We start from the raw sequence: 18,342 nt of genomic DNA, 5'->3' as shown, positions 1-18,342 counted from the left end.
CCACCGAGGCCAGCACCCGGCCCTGGTCGGACAGGAGCAACTGGCCCTCGCCGAGGTAGGCGTTCCACTGGACCTTGACCGTGTCCGCCACGTTCAGGCGCTCCCACGGGCGGTCAGCGACGTGGAGGAGGACGTGCGCGCAGGCGTCGCCCCTCAGGTCGGTCAGCCTGAGCTCCGTGCCGCGGGCCAGCACCTTGTGCGTGTAGTTGCCGCCCGCCACCGTCTCCGCCCACAGCAGGTGGCCGGCCTCGCAGGGGGGCGTCGGCCAGGTGCCGGCCGGGACGACCGGCATGGCCTCGACACGGGAACCCTCCTGGGCGCGGGCGTGATCGCGTGCTCCGTACGTGGTCGCTGTCGCCATCGCGGGGCCTCCGGCTCAACTCGGCTGGGTCATTTCTGTCGCGCGACAGAAATTAGGAGTCCGGGAGGTCGGGGCCGTTGCCCGTGCGTTGCGGACCGGTTACGGATGCCTCACGGTGGGCGCCTCGGGCTGGAATGCGCCCGGGGGAGGCCCGCTGGAATGCGTCCGGCGGAGGCGCGGTGGAATGTGTCCGGCGGAGGCGCGCTGGAATGCGTTCGGTAGAGGTGCGCTGGAATGTGTCCGGTAGAGGCGCGAGGGACTGTGCGACCAGTCATGGACGACCCGCGGCTAGGATCGAACGCATGGGAACCGGTGGACGAAAGGTCGGCAGACCGCGGGCGGCCGCCCAGCGGCCGGACAGCGGCCTCTCCCCGCGCGACGAACTGCTCGCCGCGGCCGCCGAGTTGTTCACCACGCGCGGGTACGCCGCCACGACCACCCGGGCCGTCGCCGAGCGGGCCGGTATGCGCCAGGCCTCGATGTACCACTACGTCTCCGGCAAGGAGGAGCTGCTCGCCGAGCTTCTGGAGTCCACGGTCACGCCGTCGCTGGCCTTCGCCCGCGAGCTCCTCGCGGACGACACGGCTCCGGCCGAGGGGCGGCTGTGGGAGCTGTGCCGCACGGACGTCGAGCTGCTCTGCGGTGGCCCGCACAATCTGGGCGGGCTGTATCTGCTGCCCGAGGTGCGCACCGAACGCTTCGCCGGCTTCCATGCCGTACGGGCCGAACTCAAGGACACCTATCGGCAGTTGCTCGCCACGACGGCGGCGGGGGGTGCGCTCGCGAAGAGCGAGCTGGATCTGCGCACGGATCTGCTGTTCGGGCTGATCGAGGGTGTCATCCTCGTGCGCCGCTCCGATCCGGAGCGGCCGGTGTCGGCGTTCGCCGAGGCCACGGCGGACGCGGCGCTGCGGATCGCCGGAATCTGAACCGGAGCTGTTGAGCCGGAGCGGCTGAGTTTGAGCCGGTACCGGCATCGGTGCCGGTGGCCGGAGTTGCTGAGTCGGGATTTCGAGACGAGCCCCCAGGGGGCTTTCACCCCTCCGGGGAGCCGCTTTCGCATGCGCGTACGCCGTCACCCACCGTGTGCGAGCGAAGTCACAGCGTGTAAATGGGGCAGACAGTACTCCAGTCCCCAGGGCGATTTCAGGTGCTTGCTGAATATGACACAGCGATGATCCGGTCGGACTAAGCTCGCCCGCAGCGCACCGAGTTGAGGTGTATTCGTGCGCTTGTTCCCAAAAGTTCCGAAGATTCAGTTTGACCGTGCCGTTTCCCCCACAAACTTCCCCGACCCCCCAGTCGATTTGTCTTAGAGGGCATACATGGTGAGTGTTCAATCGCCTCCCGGTGGCCGTGAACTTCCCTACGCGCGCGTGCTGTTGCTGCCGGCCATACTGATGGCCGCGGCGACCGGAGCCGCCGTCGCCGTCGTGGCGGACCCTGCCCGGGCCGCCGTCGGCTGGTGCGGCGGCATCGCGACGCTCCTGGTCGTCGCGATCGGAGCCGAAGCCGTACGCCGCGGCCGCGTCGCCCGCGACCTGCGCGCCGACTTCGCGCGGCGCACCGCCGTCCTGGAACAGCGCATCGCCGCCCACGACCAGGAGATCGAGTACCTCCACAGGGACGTCCTGCCCACCGCGCTCGACCGGATGCGCCGCGGCAATTCGCCCGCAGAGGTGATTCGCACGCTGGGCCGCGACAACCCGGACCACCGCGACCTCCCCGAGCCACAGCGCGACCTGCTGAAGACGCTGCTCAAGACCATCGACACCGAGGAGTCGATGCGTGACGCGACGCAGCGCTCCTTCGTCAACATCGCCCGGCGCGTCCAGGCGATCGTCCACCAGCAGAACAACGAACTGCGCGAGATGGAGGAGGACCACGGACGCAACCCCGAGGTCTTCGACGACCTCCTGCGCATCGACCACGGCACCGCGCTGATCGGCCGCCTCGCCGACTCCATCGCGGTGCTGGGCGGCGGTCGTCCCGGACGCCAATGGCCCAGGCCCGTACCGCTGTTCAGTGTCATGCGCGGCGCGATGTCCCGGATCCTCGAGTACCGCCGTATCGAGCTGCACAACATCGTCGACGTCGCCGTCAAGGGCGTATCCGTCGAGCCCCTCATCCACGCGCTGGCCGAGCTCCTCGACAACGCCACGCGCTACTCGCCGCCGCACACCAAGGTGCACGTCACCGCCATCGAGGTGCAGACCGGCGTCGCCATCGAGATCGAGGACGGCGGCGTCAGCCTCAGCGACGAGGCCCGCGGAAAGATCGAGGAACTGCTCCGACTGGCCGCCGCGGGTGTCGACCCGACCGTCATGGGCGAGGCCCCCCGGCTCGGCATGGCCGTCGTCGGCCGACTCGCGCAGATGTACAACATGCAGGTCTCGCTGAGGCAGTCCGCGTACGGCGGCGTCCGCGCCGTCCTCGTCGCGCCCCGCGACATGCTCACCACCGGCCCGGCCCCCGGTCTCGCGCACGGGGTCGGCGCGTCGTCCGTGGCGGGTATGGACACCGGCGGAGTCGAGGGCCCGGCGCGCAAGCCCAAGAAGCGCCGCCCGACCACCGGACCGCGTATCCCCTCCTCGGCGGACGGGTCCCACGACGACGCCCCGGTGGTCACCGAGTGGACGGCCAACGGGCTCCCGCAGCGCCGCAGCAGGGTCAAGGTCCCGCTCAGCCAGCGGTACGCGGAGGCCGCCCGGGCCGAGGCGGAGGCTGCCGAGGCCAAGGCCGCGGCGGCCGCCTCGTGGGCGCCCGAGCCCGTAGCGCAGGAGCCGGAGCCCGAACCGGGGCTGTGGGTCGAGGCGTTCATGAACGGGCTCAAGGGTGACCCGGACCCGACCGCGTTCACCGACCCGACCGCGTTCACCGACGTGTCCGAGCTCACCGACGCATCCGCGCTGACCGACCCGTCCGCATTCAGCACGAACATCCAGGCGGCCCCTGTCGAGGCCGACGACGAGGGGGACCTCAAGTGATCCAGCAGCGAGCCAACTTCGACTGGATGCTCAAGGAGCTCGCCGACGGCGTACCGGGCATTCAGCAGATCGTCGTGCTCTCCGCCGACGGACTGCGCATCGCCCGCTACGGCGGCGACCCGGACGCGGCCGACCGGGTCGCCGCGGCCTGCGCGGGTCTGCAGAGCCTGGCCGGAGCCGTCGCGAGCGAGATCCCCAACAGCGACGGCCGGATGCGCATGGTCATCATCGAGATCAACGGCGGCTACTTCTATCTGATGTCGGCGGGACCCAACGCCTATCTCGCGGTGCTCGCCAACCAGACCGCGGAACCCGGTCTGATGAGCAACCGCATGCGCGACCTCGTGGTCCGGATCGGCGCCCATCTGACCAGTCCGCCACGGCGCAACGGGCAGACCGTATGACTCCTCCGCAACGCCGGCGGCGCTACCCCAAGGAAGAACCTCCGGAGCCCCCCACAGCGGCACCCGCCCCGGAGGGCCAGGAAGACCCCAAGGACCCCGGCCGCCTGTATGTCCTGACAGGCGGTGGCGAGGGCGGCGACCGGGCCGACATCGACCTGGTCACGTTAATCGTGGCGCGCGCCGACGCGCCGCCGCCCGCCACCCAGCCGGAGCAGTCGGCGCTGCTGCGGCTCTGCAAGGCCCCTCTGTCCGCGGCCGAGCTCTCGGCCTATCTCAATCTGCCGTTCAGCGTGGTGACCGTCCTGCTCACCGAGCTGCTGGCGGCCGAACTGGTACTGGCGCGCGCCCCGATCGTCCGTCAGGCGCTGCCCGACCGTTCCCTCCTCGAAGCGGTGATGCATGGACTTCAAAAGCTCTGACACCATCACGGGTCCTCGCGCCGAGGACCACCTGCCGCACACGGCACAAGCGGCGGTGAAGATCGTGATCGTGGGCGGCTTCGGGGTCGGCAAGACGACCATGGTGGGCTCCGTCAGCGAGATCAGGCCGCTGACCACCGAGGAGACCATGACGCAGGCCGGCATCGGAGTCGACGACAACTACGGCTCCGAGACCAAGACGGCCACCACCGTCGCCATGGACTTCGGCCGCATCTCCATCACGGAACAGCTGGTGCTCTACCTGTTCGGCACACCGGGGCAGGAGCGCTTCTGGTTCCTGTGGAACGGCCTCTTCGAGGGCGCGCTCGGCGCGGTCGTGCTGATCGACACCCGCCGGCTGGAGGTCAGCTTCGACGTGATCGGCCGCCTGGAGGAGCGCGGTGTGCCGTTCGTCGTCGCCATAAACACGTTCCCGGACGCGCCCAGTTACCCGATCGAGGACCTGCGCACGGCGCTCGACCTCTCCGAGGAGATCCCGATCGTGCAGTGCGACGCGCGCCGCCGGGCCTCCAGCCGGGACGTCCTGATGACGCTGATGCGCTTCCTGCACTCGCTGGCCATGTCCTCGCCCTCCGCGCGCGCCTGACCTTCCGAACCATCCGCAGGCTCGCTCGCCTTTCCCTCGAACTCCGCAGACACGCCCTTCCCCCGAATTCCCCCGACACGACCTTGTCCCCCTTTCCTCGAACTCCCCAGACACCGGATCCACTTCCTTTTCGGAGCGATCACCGTGACGCCTGAATCCCACTCCACGACCGGTACGGACGATCCCACGCTCGGGCCGCCGCCCGGCTGCCCCGCCCACGGCCTCGGCCCCGGCGGGCTGCGCCGCCTGTACGGCCCCGAGGCCGAGGACCTGGGAGCGCTGTACGAGAAACTCCGCGCCGAGCACGGTGCCGTCGCCCCCGTGCTGCTCCACAACGACGTGCCGATCTGGGTGGTGCTCGGCCACGGCGAGAACCTGCACATGGTGAGCAACCCCGCGCACTTCGCGCGCGACAGCCGTCTGTGGACCGCCGTCCAGGACGGTTCGGCGGGCGCCGATCACCCGCTCGCGCCGCACATCGCCTGGCAGCCCATCTGCTCGCACGCCGAGGGCGACGAGCACCTGCGGCTGCGCGGCGCGGTCACCGGCGCCATGTCGACCATCGACTTCCGCAGCCTGCGGCGCCACATCAACCGCTCGACGCAGCGCCTCGTCAACGAGTTCTCCGAGCGCGGCACGGCCGACCTGGTCGGCCAGTTCGCCGAGCATCTGCCGATGGCCGTGCTCTGCGAGATCCTCGGTATGCCCGAGGACTACAACGACCGCATGGTGCACGCCACCCGTGACCTGCTCAAGGGCACCGAGACCGCGATCGCCAGCAACGAGTACGTCATGGGTGTGCTGATGCAGCTCACCACCCGCCGGCGCGCCCGGCCCGAGGACGACTTCACCAGTCACCTCATCAACCACCCGGCCGGCCTCGACGACGACGAGGTCGCCCAGCATCTGCGCCTCGTCCTGCTCGCCGCGTACGAGGCCACGGCCAACCTGCTCGCCAATGTGCTGCGGATGGTGCTCACCGATCCCCGCTTCCGTGCCCAGCTGAACGGCGGCCAGATGACGGTGCCCGAGGCGGTCGAGCAGTCGCTGTGGGACGAGCCGCCGTTCAGCGCGGTCCTGGGCTACTTCGCCAAGCAGGAGACGGAGTTGGGCGGCCGGCTCATCCGCAAGGGCGACGGACTGCTCTTCGGGATCGCGCCGGGCAATGTCGACCCCCGGGTCCGGCCCGACCTCGCCGCGAACATGCAGGGCAACCGCTCCCACCTCGCGTTCGGCGGCGGTCCGCACGAGTGCCCGGGCCAGGACATCGGCCGTGCCATCGCCGACGTCGGTGTCGACGCGCTGCTGCTGCGGCTGCCGGATGTCGAACTCGACTGCCCGGAGCACGAGTTGCGCTGGCGTTCGTCGATGTCGTCACGACATCTGGTGGAGCTGCCCGTACGGTTCCTGCCGAAGCCGCCGCAGGACGTGATGCAGAGTCCGACCGGCAACCCGCTGCCGCGGCAACGGCCCTCCTGGCAGGTCACGACCGACAGCCCGGCGCCGACCGCGCCCGCCTCACAGCCGGTGGCCGCACCGCCTGCGCCGGCTGAGGAGCCCGCCGTCCGGCTGGGCGCCTGGCAGCGCTTCCTGCGCTGGTGGCGTGGCTACTGAGCCCAGTCGTCGTACGCGGACCAGGCCTGGAGCGCCCGTCCGCTGACGAACCGGTGCGCGTGTCCCGTGACCGGATCGGTGAACTCCAGCGCCCGCGCCAGCAGTTGCAGCGGGCGCCGAAAGTCACCGGCCGGCACGGGGCCGGTGACCACCGGGTAGAGCGGATCGCCGAGGAGGGGTACGCCCAGCGCGTTCATGTGCACCCGGAGTTGATGCGTCTGTCCGGTGCTGGGCATCAGCCGGTAGCGCCCCCGTGGGCCACGACGCTCCAGCAGCTCGACCCGGCTGACCGCGTTCGGCTCGCCCGGCACCTCCCGGGCGGCCATCACCCCGCGCTCCTTCACGATCCGGCTGCGCACGGTGCGCGGCAGGGCCAGCCTCTCGTCGTACGGGGCCACGGCCTCGTACTCCTTGCGGACCAGCTTGTCGCGGAACAGCGACTGGTACGCGCCGCGCTCTTCGGGCCGCACGGTGAACAGCACCAGCCCGGCGGTGAGCCGGTCGAGGCGGTGTGCGGCGCCGAGCGTCGGCAGATCCAGCTGCCGCCGCAGCCGGGCCAGGGCGGTCTCGGCGACATGGCTGCCGCGCGGGGTGGTGGCGAGGAAGTGCGGCTTGTCGGCGACGACGATGTGCGCGTCGCGGTACACGACGTCGAGCGCGAACGGCACCCGCTCCTCGTGCGGCAACTCCCGGTGGAACCAGACGAACATCCCCGGCGCGTAGGCCGCGTCGGCGGTCAGGGGGTGCCCGTCCTCCCCGACGATCAGCCCCTCGCCGATCATCCCGTCGATCACCCCGGCCCCCGCCGCGAGCCGCTCCACCAGATGCTCCCGCACGGTGGCCCAGCCCCCGCCCTGCGGCAGCTTGATCCGCACGGGATCGACCCCGTCGCGCTGGGGCAGCGGGGAGGGCGGAATCCGGGGCTTGCGTCTCACCTGGTCAAGCGTACGAGGCGGGGACCTGCCGCACGTACCGGCCCCGACCCCCGGCGGCCACCGTCGGTCGCACGAGGCCCGGAGCCTGCCGGGCACCGTAAGCCGTTAGTGGCCGGTGTCCGTCGGGCGTACGAGGCCCGGTATCCGTCGCGCACCGTCGGGCGCGAGTGGCCGCTGTACGTCGGGCGTACGAGGCCCGATGTCCGTCAGGCGTAGGCCGGGGCCTCCGCCACGGTGGCGCGCGTCTTGTACGCCCGGTACGCGAAGCCCGCGACCAGTGTCACGCCCAGGAACAACAGGGTGAACCACTGGAAGTACCAATGCCCGCCCGCCGGGTCGTACACCGCGGCGCGGGGCCAGGCGAGGTTGACGGTCATGAAGAGGCCGTAGAGGAGGGCGATCGCGTTGACGGGGACGCCCCAGCGGCCGAGGGAGAAGAGCGGGGCGCCCGTCTCGTCGGCGCCGTCGGCGGTGAACTCCCCGCGCAGGCGGCGGACCAGCAGGGGCCCGGTGACCATCGCGTACGCCAGGTACAGCATCACGATGCAGGTGGTGCCGATGGCCAGAAAGGCGTCCGGGGAGGCGAAGTTGAGCAGCAGCAGGGCGGCGGCGAGGACACCCACGACCAGGGCGGGGGCGCTCGGCATGCCGGTGCGCGGGTTGACCTTGGCGAGGCGGCGGGAGAAGGGGAGCTGCTGGTCGCGGGCCATCGAGAAGAGCATGCGGCAGGCGGCCGTCTGGATGGCCAGTGTCGCCACCGCGATGGCCACCACGACATCGGCGAGCAGCGTCCGGCCGACCCCGTCGCCGAGACTGCTGGTCAGGACGTAGCTCAGACCATCGACGCCCAGATGCCCGTCCGTCAGGCTGGGCGCGGCCAGCAGTCCGCCGAGCACGATCAGACCGCCGAGCAGGCCCGCCGCGCCGAGCGCGGTGAGGATCGTACGGGGCGCGGTGCGGCGCGGGTTGTGGGTCTCCTCGCTCATCTCGCCCGCGCTGTCGAAGCCGATCATCACGTACGCCGCCATGAAGGAACCGACCATCAACGCCCCGAACAGGCCGGTGCTGCCCGCGCCGGTGTGGAAGGTGATGCCGGGGGAGCGCTCGGAGTGGGTGAGCAGGAGCACGATGATCAGGACCGCGCCGATGATCTCCGCGGTCACGCCGATCCGGTTGATCACGGACATCACGCGGTTGTCGACGACGTTGACCAGCGTGGTCAGCACCAGCAGGATCACGCCGAGGACGGCCGCGTTCGCCGCGCCGTCGGGACTGGTGGGCGTCGGATCGCTGCCCACCAGCTGGAAGCCCGACCAGATCGCCGGCAGCACCATCTGGAGCGCGAGCGCCGCGGCCGCGACCACCACGATCTGCCCGATCACCATGATCCAGCCGGCGAACCAGCCGAAGGAGAGGTTCGACAGGCGCGACGACCACTGGTAGATGGCGCCAGAGATCGGATAGCGGGCGGCCAGCTCCGCGAAGCAGGCGGCGACCGTCAACTGGCCCACCAGCACGGCCGGCCAGGTCCAGAAGAAGACCGGACCGCCGAACGCGTACCCGAAGGCGAAGAACTGGAAGACGGTCGTCAGGACGGAGATGAAGGAGAAGCCGGCGGCGAACGAGGCGTACCGGCCGAGGCTGCGGTGCAGCTCCTGGCGGTAGCCGAACTCGGCCAGGGAGCCGTCGCCGGGGGACTGCGGCGGGTCGGGGCGTACGTCGGAGGGGGCGGTGGTGGTCACGGCGGCACCTGCCTTCGGCGCGGAAGGAGCGGGATTCCTGTCGGGTGACAGAAATTAGGGAGACCCTGTTTCGCTCGCGTGACGCGGCCGTGTCGGTGGCGGGCCTAAGTCCTCACGCCCTTGCGCTCCCTATCAAGTCGCGATACATCGTGTGTATTGACTCTTGATTCGGTGACGCGATATGTTCGGGTACGGATATTCGGGGACGAGGTGAGGGGGTCATCGTGGCAGTCAAACGCCGGAAGCTCGGCAACCCGCTGGCGCTCGCGGTCATGGTGCTGCTCACCGAGAAGCCGATGCATCCGTACGAGATCGCCCAGACCCTGCGTCGCCGCGGCAAGGACACGAGCCTGAAGATCAACTACGGCTCGCTCTACACCGTCGTGCAGAACCTGGAGAAGTACGGCTTCGTCGAGGTCGCCGAGGTACAGCGGCAGGGCAACCGCCCCGAGCGCACGCTGTACGGCATCACGGACGCCGGGCGCGAAGAGGCCACGGAGTGGCTGTCCGACCTGCTCGCCGTCCCGGTGCAGGAGTACCCGATCTTCGAGGCCGCGCTCTCGCTGATGGGCGTGCTCCACCCCGACGAGGTGGCCCGCCTGCTGGGGGAACGGCTCGGCATGCTGGAGGTGCAGGCCGCGAGTGCGCGTGGGGGCCTGGAGAAGCTCTACGAGACGCTGCCCCGGCTCTTTCTGATCGAGTCCGAGTTCAAGCTGCACATGATCGAGGCGGAGGCCGCGTGGGTCCGCGACTTCCTGGCGGAGGTCACGGCGGGCACGTTTCCGGGCGTCAAGGAGTGGCGGACCTTCAACGAGACGGGGGAGGTCCCCGAGGAGTACCTGAATCTGGAAGGCGACGTCGACAGACAGTAGCCGAAGAAAAAGACCCCGGCGGAGCTGTTCCAGCAGCCCCGCCAGGGTCTCGAACCCCGAATTGAATCCGCTGTGAGGCAGTTCCAGGCGATCGAGGTGCGGCACACCCAGGATAGCCCGGCGCTCTTCCCGCGGATCGGTTCGGCCCTGCCCGAGATCACCGCTCACACAGGAGAGCATGCGTCATGAGCAGTACCCTTGCGCCCGCGGTCGAGGCGCGTCAGCTGATCAAGACCTACCCAGGTGACGTCACCGCCCTCAACGGCATGGACGTCACCGTCGAGCCCGGCACCGTCTTCGGACTGCTCGGTCCGAACGGCGCCGGCAAGTCCACCACCGTCAAGATCCTCACCACCCTGGCCCGCCCCGACTCGGGCACCGCCACCGTCGCGGGGCACGACGTCCTGCGCCACCCGGACCGGGTGCGCCGCGCGATCGGCGTGGTCGCCCAGAGCTCGGGCGCCGACCCGGTCGCGACCGGCCGGGAGAACCTTCAACTCCAGGGCAGGCTCTACGGATTGCGGGGAGCCGGGCTGGGACGTCGCGTCGACGAGTTGCTCGAACGTTTCCAGCTCGCCGACGCCGCGGGGCGCCAGGTCAAGGGCTACTCCGGAGGAATGCGGCGGCGCCTGGATGTGGCGCTCGGCCTGGTCCACCGCCCCGAGGTGCTCTTCCTGGACGAGCCCACCACCGGTCTCGACCCCGAGGCGCGCACCGCGATGTGGGACGAGATCGCCCGCCTCGCCGGCGACGAGGGCCTGACCATCCTGCTCACCACCCACTACCTCGAAGAGGCCGACCGGCTCGCCGAGCGCATCGCCATCGTCGACCGCGGCCGGATCGTGGTCGAGGGCACCCCGGACGCCCTGAAGGGCGAACTGCGCGGTGACGCGGTCCACTTGGAGCTGCGCGACGCGGTCGGCGAAGCCGGTCGTACGCTGCTGAACGGCGCACTCACCCAGCTGCCCGGTGTGCGCGAGGCACTGTTCGACGGCCGCCGTATCAGCGTCCGTGCCGACGACGGGGCCGCCGCGGTACCCGCTCTGCTCGGAGCGCTCGAACGCGCCGGGGTCGGGGTCGCCGCCGCGACCGTGGCCCGCCCCTCGCTCGACGACGTCTATCTCCGTTACGCGGGCCGCCGTTACTCCGAGGCGGAGGCCGCGTCCGAGGAGAGCCTCGCGCTCGCCGGAGGTGTCCGATGAGTACCGCAGTCTCCCAGACCTGGTACATGACCCAGCGTCAACTCATGGTGTTCGTACGGCAGCCCGCGTTCCTGCTGATCACCCTGATCCAGCCGGTGGTGTGGCTGTTCCTGTTCGGCAGCCTCTTCAAGAAGGTCGTCGAGCTCGGCGGCTTCGGCACCACCTCGTATCTTGACTACCTCGTGCCCGGCGTCGTCGTGATGAGCGCGCTCAGCTCCAACATGTGGGCGGGCATGACCACGCTCGACGAGATCCAGCGCGGCACCCTCAACCGGTTCCTGACCACCCCGGTCAGCCGGGCGGCCCTGATGAACGGCAACGTCGTCAACAACGGCCTGGTCACCGCCCTGCAGTCGGTCATCATCGTGCTGCTCGGACTGCTCGGCGGCGCCGACTACCCGGGCGGGACCGTCGGCGTCGCGATCCTGGTCGTCGCCTCGGTGCTGCTCGGCACGGTCTTCGGTGCATTGTCCAACGCGCTGGGCATGCTGGTCCGGGAGCGGGAATCGATCATCGGGATCAACACGTTCCTGCTGCTCCCGCTGACCTTCCTGTCCTCGGCCTTCATGGCACCGTCCCAGATGCCCTCCTGGATACGGCACATCGCCGACTTCAACCCGCTCGACTGGGCGATGGTCGCGGGCCGTTCGGCGATGTCGGACGACCCCGACTGGGGTGAGGTGCTCAGCCGGGGCGGCGGGCTGCTCGCGCTCGCGGTGGCGGCGGTGTGGCTGTCGATCCGCACGTTCCGGTCGTACCAGCGGTCGGTGTAGTACAGGCCGAAGGCACGGCCTGCCCGGTACGAGGGCTGCTGTCCAGTACGGGGGCGCGGCCTGCCCGGTACGAGGGCTGCTGTCCGGTACAGAGTTGACTGTCCAGCGTCGGCCCTTGTCCCGTCCGGCACTGAAGAAGGCGGCCACCTCCGAGGTGGCCGCCTTCCGTCGCTCGCGCCTGCGCGGACCCTCGCGGACCTGCGCGGACCCACTCGGACCCACGCGGACCTGCGCGGACCCACGCAGAGCTACGCGGACCTGCGCGGACCTAGGCGGACGCCTCCTGCTCCGCCTCCACCCGCGCGTTCCACTCCCGCTTCGTCGCCTGCCAGCCGTCCTCGTTGTGCCCGAGGCGCCAGTAGCCGGAGATCGACAGGTCCTCGCGCGGGATCTGCCGCTCGACCCGGAGCAGTTGGCGCAGCTCCTTCACGAAGCCGGCCTCGCCGTGCACGAACGCGTGCACCCGGCCCTCGGGGAAGTCGAGGGCGCGCACGGCCTCCACCAGCGCCTCGCCCTGGGACCGGTCCCCGCGATGCAGCCAGACGACCTCCACATCGGAGTGGATCTTCTGCTCCTCGTCGGGGCCGGACACCTCGATGAAGGCGCGGGCCACCGCGCCGTCGGGCAGCGCCTCCAGGGCGGCCGCGATCGCGGGCAGCGCGCTCTCGTCACCGGCCAGCAGATGCCAGTCGGCGCTCGCGTCCGGGGCGTAGGCACCGCCGGGGCCCATGAACCGTACGAGCTCGCCCGGCTGCACCCGGGTGGCCCACGGCCCGGCCAGACCCTCGTCGCCGTGAATCACGAAGTCCAGGGTCAGCTCGCGCACTTCGGGGTCCCAGGCGCGCACGGTGTACGTCCGCGTCACGGGCCACTGATCGCGCGGGAACTCCTCGCGGATGCGCTCCATGTCGAAGGGCTCGGGGTAGCTGACCCCTTCAGGGCCGAACAGCAGCTTCACATAGTGGTCGGTGCGGGTGCCCGCGGTGAACTCGGCCAGGCCCTCGCCGCCCAGCACGACCCGCTGCATGTGCGGGGTCAGCCGCTCGGTCCGCACCACCTGCGCGGAGTGGGGCTTCCGGGGCTTGCGTGCCGGGCGCTCTGCCATGACGGCCTCCTCGTTCACATGCTTAGGCTTACCTAAGTTAGCACCCTTCCCTCTGTGATACCTATGCGTGAAGCGGTACGAGCTATGCCTGAAGAGTTCAGTTGTGCCCGCGGGGAGTTCGGCTATGCCCGCAGAGTCGAGAGCAGCCGCTGCAGCGAACCGCCCAGCCCCCAGCGTACGGCGAGCGCTTCCAGTGCCGCCGGGTCGCGCGGCGTGTGCGGCAGCGCGGGGTCGACGTCCGGCAGGGGGACGTCACCGGCGACCTTGACGACCTTGGGCGCCACGGCGACGTACGGCCGCGACTCGTCAAGGCGCTTGCGCTGCGAGGGAGTCAGCTTGGCCTTCGGGTCGTCGACCGCGGCCATGATGCCGGCCAGGTCGCCGAACTCGGCGAGCAGCTTGGCGGCCGTCTTCTCGCCGATGCCGGGCACGCCGGGCAGACCGTCGCTCGGGTCGCCGCGGAGCAGCGCCAGATCCGCGTACCCCGGTCCGTCGACGCCGTACTTCTCGCGCAGCCAGGCCTCGTCGGTGAGCTGGAGCGTGCCGACGCCCTTGAGGGGGTACAGGACGCGCACCCCCCGCTTGTCGTCGACGAGTTGGTAGAGGTCGCGGTCGCCGGTGACGATGTCGACAGGGCCGGGGGCGCGCCCGGTGAACGTGCCGATCACATCATCCGCCTCGTACCCCTCGACGCCCACGCGCGCGATGCCGAGCGCGTCCAGGACGTCCTCGATGACGGGCACCTGCGGCGACAGGGTGTCCGGCACCTCCTCCTCGTCCGGACCCAGCTCGTGCTCCTCGGCCACCCGGTGCGCCTTGTAGGACGGGATCAGGTCGACCCGCCACTGCGGGCGCCAGTCCGCGTCCATGCAGGCCACCAGGTCGTCGGGGCGGTGGTCCTTGACCAGGCGGTCGATGAATTCCAGCAGGCCGCGCACGGCGTTCACAGGGGTGCCGTCCGGGGCCTTCACGGATTCCGGGACGCCGAAATAGGCGCGGAAATACAGCGAGGCGGTGTCGAGGAGCATCAGGCGTCGGGTCACGTTTCGCATCATGCCGTACGCCACTGACAGTGACCGTGGAGTACGTCACCGACGACGACGTGCGCCTCCGACTGCGACCGTCTCGCCTGCCGCCGCCTGCGGCGCAGGGAGCCCCGACGGCGACAGTCTCGCCTGCCGCGCCCGCCCCGCAGGCCCCCCGATGTCTTGCCTGCCGCTGCCCGCCACGCGGGCCCCCGACGGCGACCGTCTTGCCTGCCGCTGCCCGCCACGCGGGCCCCCGACGGGGACCGTCTGGCCTGCCGCTGCCCGCCACGCGGGCCCCCGACGGGGACCGTCTGGCCTGCCGCTGCCCGCCCCGCAGCCACTGACAGTGACCTCCGCCACTCCTGTGTTTGCTTCGCGTAAGTGGGGGCAGGCGCGGCATCGGGGCGAGCCCGGTTGCGTGTTCAACCGTTCGCACCGGTCCCAGCGTCCATCGAGAGGCACACGTGTCATCCAGGCTTGAAGCGGAGCATCTGTACAAGGTGTTCGGAAGACGACCGGAAGAGGCGGCCGAGCGGCTCCGGCAAGGAGCCGACCGTGAGGAACTGCGTGCCGACGGCACCACCGCCGCGGTGATCGACGTGTCCTTCACGGTGGAGCCGGGCCAGATCTTCGTCGTCATGGGCCTGTCCGGATCCGGCAAGTCCACGCTGCTGCGGATGCTCAACGGACTGCTGGAACCGACCTCCGGACAGGTGCGCTTCGACGGCCAGGACCTGACCGCGCTCAGCGCCCGGGACCTGCGTGAGGTCCGCTCGAAGAAGATCAGCATGGTCTTCCAGCACTTCGCGCTCTTCCCGCACCGCAGCGTCCTGGAGAACGCCGCGTACGGCCTGGAGGTCCAGGGCGTTCCGAGTGCCGAACGCAAGGAACGCGCGACCAAGGCCCTCGAACTGGCCGGACTGGCGGGCTGGGAGAAGTCCTGGCCCGACGAGCTCTCCGGCGGAATGCAGCAGCGTGTGGGCCTGGCCCGCGCGCTCGCCACCGACGCCGACCTGCTGCTCATGGACGAGTCGTTCAGCGCGCTCGACCCGCTGATCCGCCGGGACATGCAGGACCAGCTCATCGAGCTCCAGAAGAAGCTCAAGAAGACCATCGTCTTCATCACCCACGACCTCAACGAGGCCATGCGCCTGGGCGACCGGATCGCCGTCATGCGCGACGGCCGCATCGTCCAGATCGGCAGCGCCGAGGACATCCTGGTCCGCCCGGCCGACGACTACGTCGCCTCCTTCACCCAGGACGTCGACCGCTCCCGCGTGCTGACCGCCGGCGCCGTCATGGAGACGGACGTACGCGGCGACGAGGCGGACTGCGCCTGCGAGACCGCGACGCCCGACACCTCCTTCGTGGACCTCTGCGCCATCAGCGCCCGGCTGTCGCACCCGGTCGCGGTGCTGGACAAGGCCCGCGAACTCGTCGGAGTCGTCCCGCGTCAGCGGCTCGTCGGCTTCCTCGGCGACGAGCAGGGCACGCCCGAACGCTGTGCCACCCCGCGCGACCAGCGCGACGAGGCGGTGAAGGCCGGTGCCTAGGATTCCCTTCGGCGACTGGGTCAACAGCGCGGTCGACTGGCTGCTGAACCACATGGCGTGGCTCTTCGACTTCCTCAAGACCGTCTTCCAGGGCACCTACGACGGCATCAACGCCGTCCTCCAGGCGCCCCAGCCGCTCCTCCTCGCCGGCATCTTCGCCGTGATCGCGTTCTGGCTGCGCGGCACCTCCGCCGGTGTCCTCGCCTTCGTGGGATTCGCGTTCATCGACTCCCTCGAACTGTGGGAGGACGCGATGGTGACCCTGTCGCTCGTCCTCGTGGCGACGATCATCGCGCTGGTCGTCTCCGTGCCCGTGGGCATCTGGGCGGCGCGCTCCGACCGGGTCAGCGGCATCGTCCGACCGGTGCTCGACTTCATGCAGACGCTCCCCGCGATGATCTACCTCATCCCGGCGATCCTGTTCTTCGGCACCGGCGCCCCCGCAGGCATCGTCGCCACCCTGATCTTCGCGCTGGCACCCGGCGTCCGCATGACCGAGCTGGGTATCCGCCAGGTCGACAAGGAACTGGTCGAGGCCGCCGACGCGTTCGGCACCACGCCCCGCAACACCCTGCTGCGCATCCAGCTTCCGCTCGCGCTGCCCACCGTCATGGCGGGCGTCAACCAGGTCATCATGCTGGGCCTGTCCATGGCCGCCATCGCGGGCATGGTCGGCACCGGAGGCCTCGGCGGCGACGTGAACGAGGCCATCGGCCAGCTGAACGTCGGCCTCGGCTCCGAGGCGGGCGTCGCCATCGTCATCCTGGCCATCTACCTCGACCGCATGACCAGCGCCCTGGGCACCCAGGTCTCGCCGCTGGGCCGCCGCGCCGCCGCCAAGCTGCGCGCCGCGCAGGGCCTGAAGATCTGGTCCTACCGCCCCCGCCCCGTCGTGGCCATGGTGGGCGTCGTCGTCCTCGCGCTGGTCGCGGGCGGCATGGGCATCTTCGGCGGTACGAGTTCGACCTCCACCGCGGCCGACGGCGAGAACGTCGGCCAGGGCAAGAAGGTCACCATCGGCTACATCCCGTGGGACGAGGGCGTCGCCTCCACCTTCCTCTGGAAGGAGATCCTGGAACAGCGTGGCTTCCAGGTCGACGCCAAGCAGTTCGACGCGGGCCCGCTCTACACCTCCCTCGCCCAGGGCGACATCGACTTCGAGACGGACTCCTGGCTGCCGACCACGCACGAGCAGTACTGGAAGAAGTACGGCAAGCAGCTCGACGACCTGGGCTCCTGGTACGGCCCGACGTCCCTGGAGCTGACCGTCCCCTCGTACATGAAGGACGTCAACTCCCTCGACGACCTCAAGGGCAAGGCCGCCACCTTCGGCGGCAAGATCACCGGCATCGAGTCCAGCGCCGGAATGATGAGCATGCTCAAGAGCAAGGTCCTGCCGGCGTACGGCCTCGACAAGGAGTACAAGGTCGTCGACAGCTCCACGCCCGCCATGCTGGCCGAGCTGAAGCGCGCGTACGCCAAGAAGGAGCCGATCGTCGTCACCCTGTGGTCGCCGCACTGGGCGTACAGCGACTACGACTTGAAGAAGCTCAAGGACCCGAAGGGCGCCTGGGGCAAGGGCGACGGGGTGCACACGCTGTCCCGCAAGGGCTTCGCGCAGGACAACCCGGTCGTCGGGAAGTGGCTCAAGAACTTCAAGATGACCGAGCAGCAGCTCACCGGCCTGGAAGCCGAGATCAACAAGGTCGGCAAGGGCAAGCAGCAGGACGCGGCGCGCGCCTGGCTCAAGAAGAACCCCGGTGTCGTCGACAAGCTGGCCCCGGTCAAGAGCTCCTCGGCCGCTGCCGAGGCGAAGCGCCCGCTGGACGTCGCCTGGTTCCCCTGGGACGAGGACGTCGCCGTCACCTACCTGTGGAAGAACGCCCTGGCCCGGCGCGGCTACCAGCTGAACCTCAAGCAGATGGACGTCGGCCCCGTCTACACGGGCCTGGCCTCCGGCGACCTCGACCTCAACTTCGACGCCTGGCTGCCCTACGCCCAGTCCAACTACTGGGACCAGCACAAGAACGACCTGCGAGATCTTGGCACTTGGTACCAGCCGACTTCGCTGGAGATCGCCGTGCCGTCGTACGTGAAGGACGTCAAGTCCCTCGCGGACCTCAAGGGCAAGTCCGGCACGTTCGGCGGGAAGATCATCGGCATCGAGCCGGGCACCGGTGAGATGAACCTCCTGAAGACGAAGGTGCTTCCGGGGTACGGCCTGGACAAGGAGTACAAGGTCGTCGACGGCTCCACGCCCGCGATGCTGGCCGAGCTGAAGCGCGCGTACGCCAAGAAGCAGCCGGTCGCCGTCGTCCTGTGGTCCCCGCACTGGGCCTACAGCGAGTACAAGCTCACCAAGCTCGCGGACGACAAGAAGCTGTTCGGCGAGGGCAACACGATCCGCACCATCTCCAGCGCGAAGTTCCCGGGCCAGTACCCGCAGCTCACGAAGTGGATCAAGAACTTCAAAATGAGCGAGGCCGAACTCGGCAGCCTGGAGAGCGAGATCAAGCAGCGCGGCCAGGGCCATGAGGAGGATGCCGTCGCCGCGTGGCTGAAGGAGCACCCGGACATGGTGGAGCGCATGACTCCGCAGTAGTACGCGCCCGCGGGTCCTCCGGCCCTGTGAGGCCCGCGGGTCCTCCGGCCCTGTGAGGCTCGCGGGTCCTCCGGCCCTGTGAGGCCCGCGGGTCCTCCGGCCCTGTGAGGGGTGGGCTTCGCCGCACGGTTCCGTGCC

The 18,342-nt window shown here is 69.9% G+C and carries 16 protein-coding genes; 11 read left to right on the top strand and 5 right to left on the bottom strand.

The genetic code is table 11. The features are described 5' to 3' along the window. On the bottom strand, positions 1 to 361 hold a 361-nt coding region (locus tag ACFVXA_RS40260), incomplete at its 3' end, for a DUF1989 domain-containing protein (RefSeq protein WP_389934908.1). Positions 362 to 663: 302 nt separating this feature from the next. Here ACFVXA_RS40260 and ACFVXA_RS40255 point away from each other — a divergent pair. The 6 genes from ACFVXA_RS40255 (at position 664) to ACFVXA_RS40230 (ending at position 6,392) form a co-directional block, all read left to right on the top strand. Continuing rightward, positions 664 to 1,290 carry a helix-turn-helix domain-containing protein gene (locus tag ACFVXA_RS40255; RefSeq protein WP_362020703.1) on the top strand — a complete coding sequence of 209 codons (627 nt, stop codon included), beginning with the start codon at positions 664 to 666 and terminating at the stop codon, positions 1,288 to 1,290. 396 nt (positions 1,291 to 1,686) lie between these two features. Continuing rightward, the gene (locus ACFVXA_RS40250; protein WP_389514781.1) at positions 1,687 to 3,348 is read left to right on the top strand and encodes a sensor histidine kinase; all 1,662 of its coding nucleotides are present in this window, start codon (positions 1,687 to 1,689) and stop codon (positions 3,346 to 3,348) included. Continuing rightward, on the top strand, positions 3,345 to 3,752 hold the full coding sequence (locus ACFVXA_RS40245) for a roadblock/LC7 domain-containing protein (protein WP_362020709.1): 408 nt from the start codon (positions 3,345 to 3,347) through the stop codon (positions 3,750 to 3,752). Before ACFVXA_RS40250 ends, ACFVXA_RS40245 begins: the two co-directional genes overlap by 4 nt. Further along, a complete protein-coding gene (locus ACFVXA_RS40240) occupies positions 3,749 to 4,171 on the top strand; it encodes a DUF742 domain-containing protein (protein WP_384396621.1) in 423 nt (140 codons plus the stop codon). Before ACFVXA_RS40245 ends, ACFVXA_RS40240 begins: the two co-directional genes overlap by 4 nt. After that, positions 4,152 to 4,778 (top strand): ATP/GTP-binding protein, encoded by a 627-nt coding sequence (locus ACFVXA_RS40235; protein WP_362020715.1) that lies wholly within the window; start codon positions 4,152 to 4,154, stop codon positions 4,776 to 4,778. The genes ACFVXA_RS40240 and ACFVXA_RS40235 overlap by 20 nt, the downstream gene beginning before the upstream one ends. Positions 4,779 to 4,922: 144 nt before the next feature. Next, a complete protein-coding gene (locus ACFVXA_RS40230) occupies positions 4,923 to 6,392 on the top strand; it encodes a cytochrome P450 (protein WP_362020717.1) in 1,470 nt (489 codons plus the stop codon). Here the strand turns inward: ACFVXA_RS40230 and ACFVXA_RS40225 are convergent. Together ACFVXA_RS40225 and ACFVXA_RS40220 are read right to left on the bottom strand one after the other, a co-directional pair. Then, positions 6,386 to 7,327 carry an RluA family pseudouridine synthase gene (locus ACFVXA_RS40225; RefSeq protein ID WP_390028690.1) on the bottom strand — a complete coding sequence of 314 codons (942 nt, stop codon included), beginning with the start codon at positions 7,325 to 7,327 and terminating at the stop codon, positions 6,386 to 6,388. The two genes, ACFVXA_RS40230 and ACFVXA_RS40225, sit on opposite strands and share 7 nt — an antisense overlap. Positions 7,328 to 7,533: 206 nt before the next feature. After that, positions 7,534 to 9,069, bottom strand: a complete 1,536-nt coding sequence (locus ACFVXA_RS40220; protein WP_389472839.1) for an amino acid permease — start codon at positions 9,067 to 9,069, stop codon at positions 7,534 to 7,536. A 224-nt stretch (positions 9,070 to 9,293) separates the two neighbouring features. On the opposite strand from ACFVXA_RS40220, the gene ACFVXA_RS40215 reads away from it, so the two are divergent. The 3 genes from ACFVXA_RS40215 (at position 9,294) to ACFVXA_RS40205 (ending at position 11,916) form a co-directional block, all read left to right on the top strand. Then, the gene (locus ACFVXA_RS40215; protein ID WP_362020727.1) at positions 9,294 to 9,941 is read left to right on the top strand and encodes a PadR family transcriptional regulator; all 648 of its coding nucleotides are present in this window, start codon (positions 9,294 to 9,296) and stop codon (positions 9,939 to 9,941) included. 185 nt (positions 9,942 to 10,126) lie between these two features. Further along, on the top strand, positions 10,127 to 11,143 hold the full coding sequence (locus ACFVXA_RS40210) for an ATP-binding cassette domain-containing protein (protein WP_362020729.1): 1,017 nt from the start codon (positions 10,127 to 10,129) through the stop codon (positions 11,141 to 11,143). Next, positions 11,140 to 11,916: an ABC transporter permease gene (locus tag ACFVXA_RS40205; RefSeq protein WP_383907899.1), complete on the top strand. Its 777-nt coding sequence runs from the start codon at positions 11,140 to 11,142 to the stop codon at positions 11,914 to 11,916. Before ACFVXA_RS40210 ends, ACFVXA_RS40205 begins: the two co-directional genes overlap by 4 nt. Before the next feature lie 268 nt (positions 11,917 to 12,184). On the opposite strand, the gene ACFVXA_RS40200 is transcribed toward ACFVXA_RS40205, so the two are convergent. Then, the gene (locus ACFVXA_RS40200; RefSeq protein ID WP_390028689.1) at positions 12,185 to 13,021 is read right to left on the bottom strand and encodes a siderophore-interacting protein; all 837 of its coding nucleotides are present in this window, start codon (positions 13,019 to 13,021) and stop codon (positions 12,185 to 12,187) included. A 122-nt stretch (positions 13,022 to 13,143) separates the two neighbouring features. Continuing rightward, complete coding sequence (locus tag ACFVXA_RS40195) at positions 13,144 to 14,073, bottom strand: 5'-3' exonuclease H3TH domain-containing protein (protein WP_383743162.1); 930 nt, start codon at positions 14,071 to 14,073, stop codon at positions 13,144 to 13,146. 440 nt (positions 14,074 to 14,513) lie between these two features. Here ACFVXA_RS40195 and ACFVXA_RS40190 point away from each other — a divergent pair, with 440 nt between their 5' ends. Then, positions 14,514 to 15,602 (top strand): betaine/proline/choline family ABC transporter ATP-binding protein, encoded by a 1,089-nt coding sequence (locus tag ACFVXA_RS40190; protein WP_362020739.1) that lies wholly within the window; start codon positions 14,514 to 14,516, stop codon positions 15,600 to 15,602. Next, positions 15,595 to 18,204, top strand: a complete 2,610-nt coding sequence (locus ACFVXA_RS40185; RefSeq protein WP_390028688.1) for an ABC transporter permease/substrate binding protein — start codon at positions 15,595 to 15,597, stop codon at positions 18,202 to 18,204. Before ACFVXA_RS40190 ends, ACFVXA_RS40185 begins: the two co-directional genes overlap by 8 nt. The last annotated feature ends 138 nt before the right edge of the window (positions 18,205 to 18,342 follow it).

The sequence above is a fragment of the Streptomyces sp. NPDC058246 genome (assembly GCF_042881985.1).
Classification (GTDB): domain Bacteria; phylum Actinomycetota; class Actinomycetes; order Streptomycetales; family Streptomycetaceae; genus Streptomyces.
The sequence above is the reverse complement of the archived record's forward strand: the minus strand, read 5'-3'. Positions and strand labels throughout refer to the sequence as shown.

Bases quoted from the DNA above. Each gene is read 5' to 3' on its own strand.
- ACFVXA_RS40255 (WP_362020703.1), top strand. From the start codon at position 664: ATGGGAACCGGTGGACGAAAGGTCGGCAGACCGCGGGCGGCCGCCCAG.
- ACFVXA_RS40250 (WP_389514781.1), top strand. From the start codon at position 1,687: ATGGTGAGTGTTCAATCGCCTCCCGGTGGCCGTGAACTTCCCTACGCG.
- ACFVXA_RS40240 (WP_384396621.1), top strand. From the start codon at position 3,749: ATGACTCCTCCGCAACGCCGGCGGCGCTACCCCAAGGAAGAACCTCCG.
- ACFVXA_RS40235 (WP_362020715.1), top strand. From the start codon at position 4,152: ATGGACTTCAAAAGCTCTGACACCATCACGGGTCCTCGCGCCGAGGAC.
- ACFVXA_RS40210 (WP_362020729.1), top strand. From the start codon at position 10,127: ATGAGCAGTACCCTTGCGCCCGCGGTCGAGGCGCGTCAGCTGATCAAG.
- ACFVXA_RS40205 (WP_383907899.1), top strand. From the start codon at position 11,140: ATGAGTACCGCAGTCTCCCAGACCTGGTACATGACCCAGCGTCAACTC.
- ACFVXA_RS40200 (WP_390028689.1), bottom strand. From the start codon at position 13,021: ATGGCAGAGCGCCCGGCACGCAAGCCCCGGAAGCCCCACTCCGCGCAG.
- ACFVXA_RS40195 (WP_383743162.1), bottom strand. From the start codon at position 14,073: ATGCGAAACGTGACCCGACGCCTGATGCTCCTCGACACCGCCTCGCTG.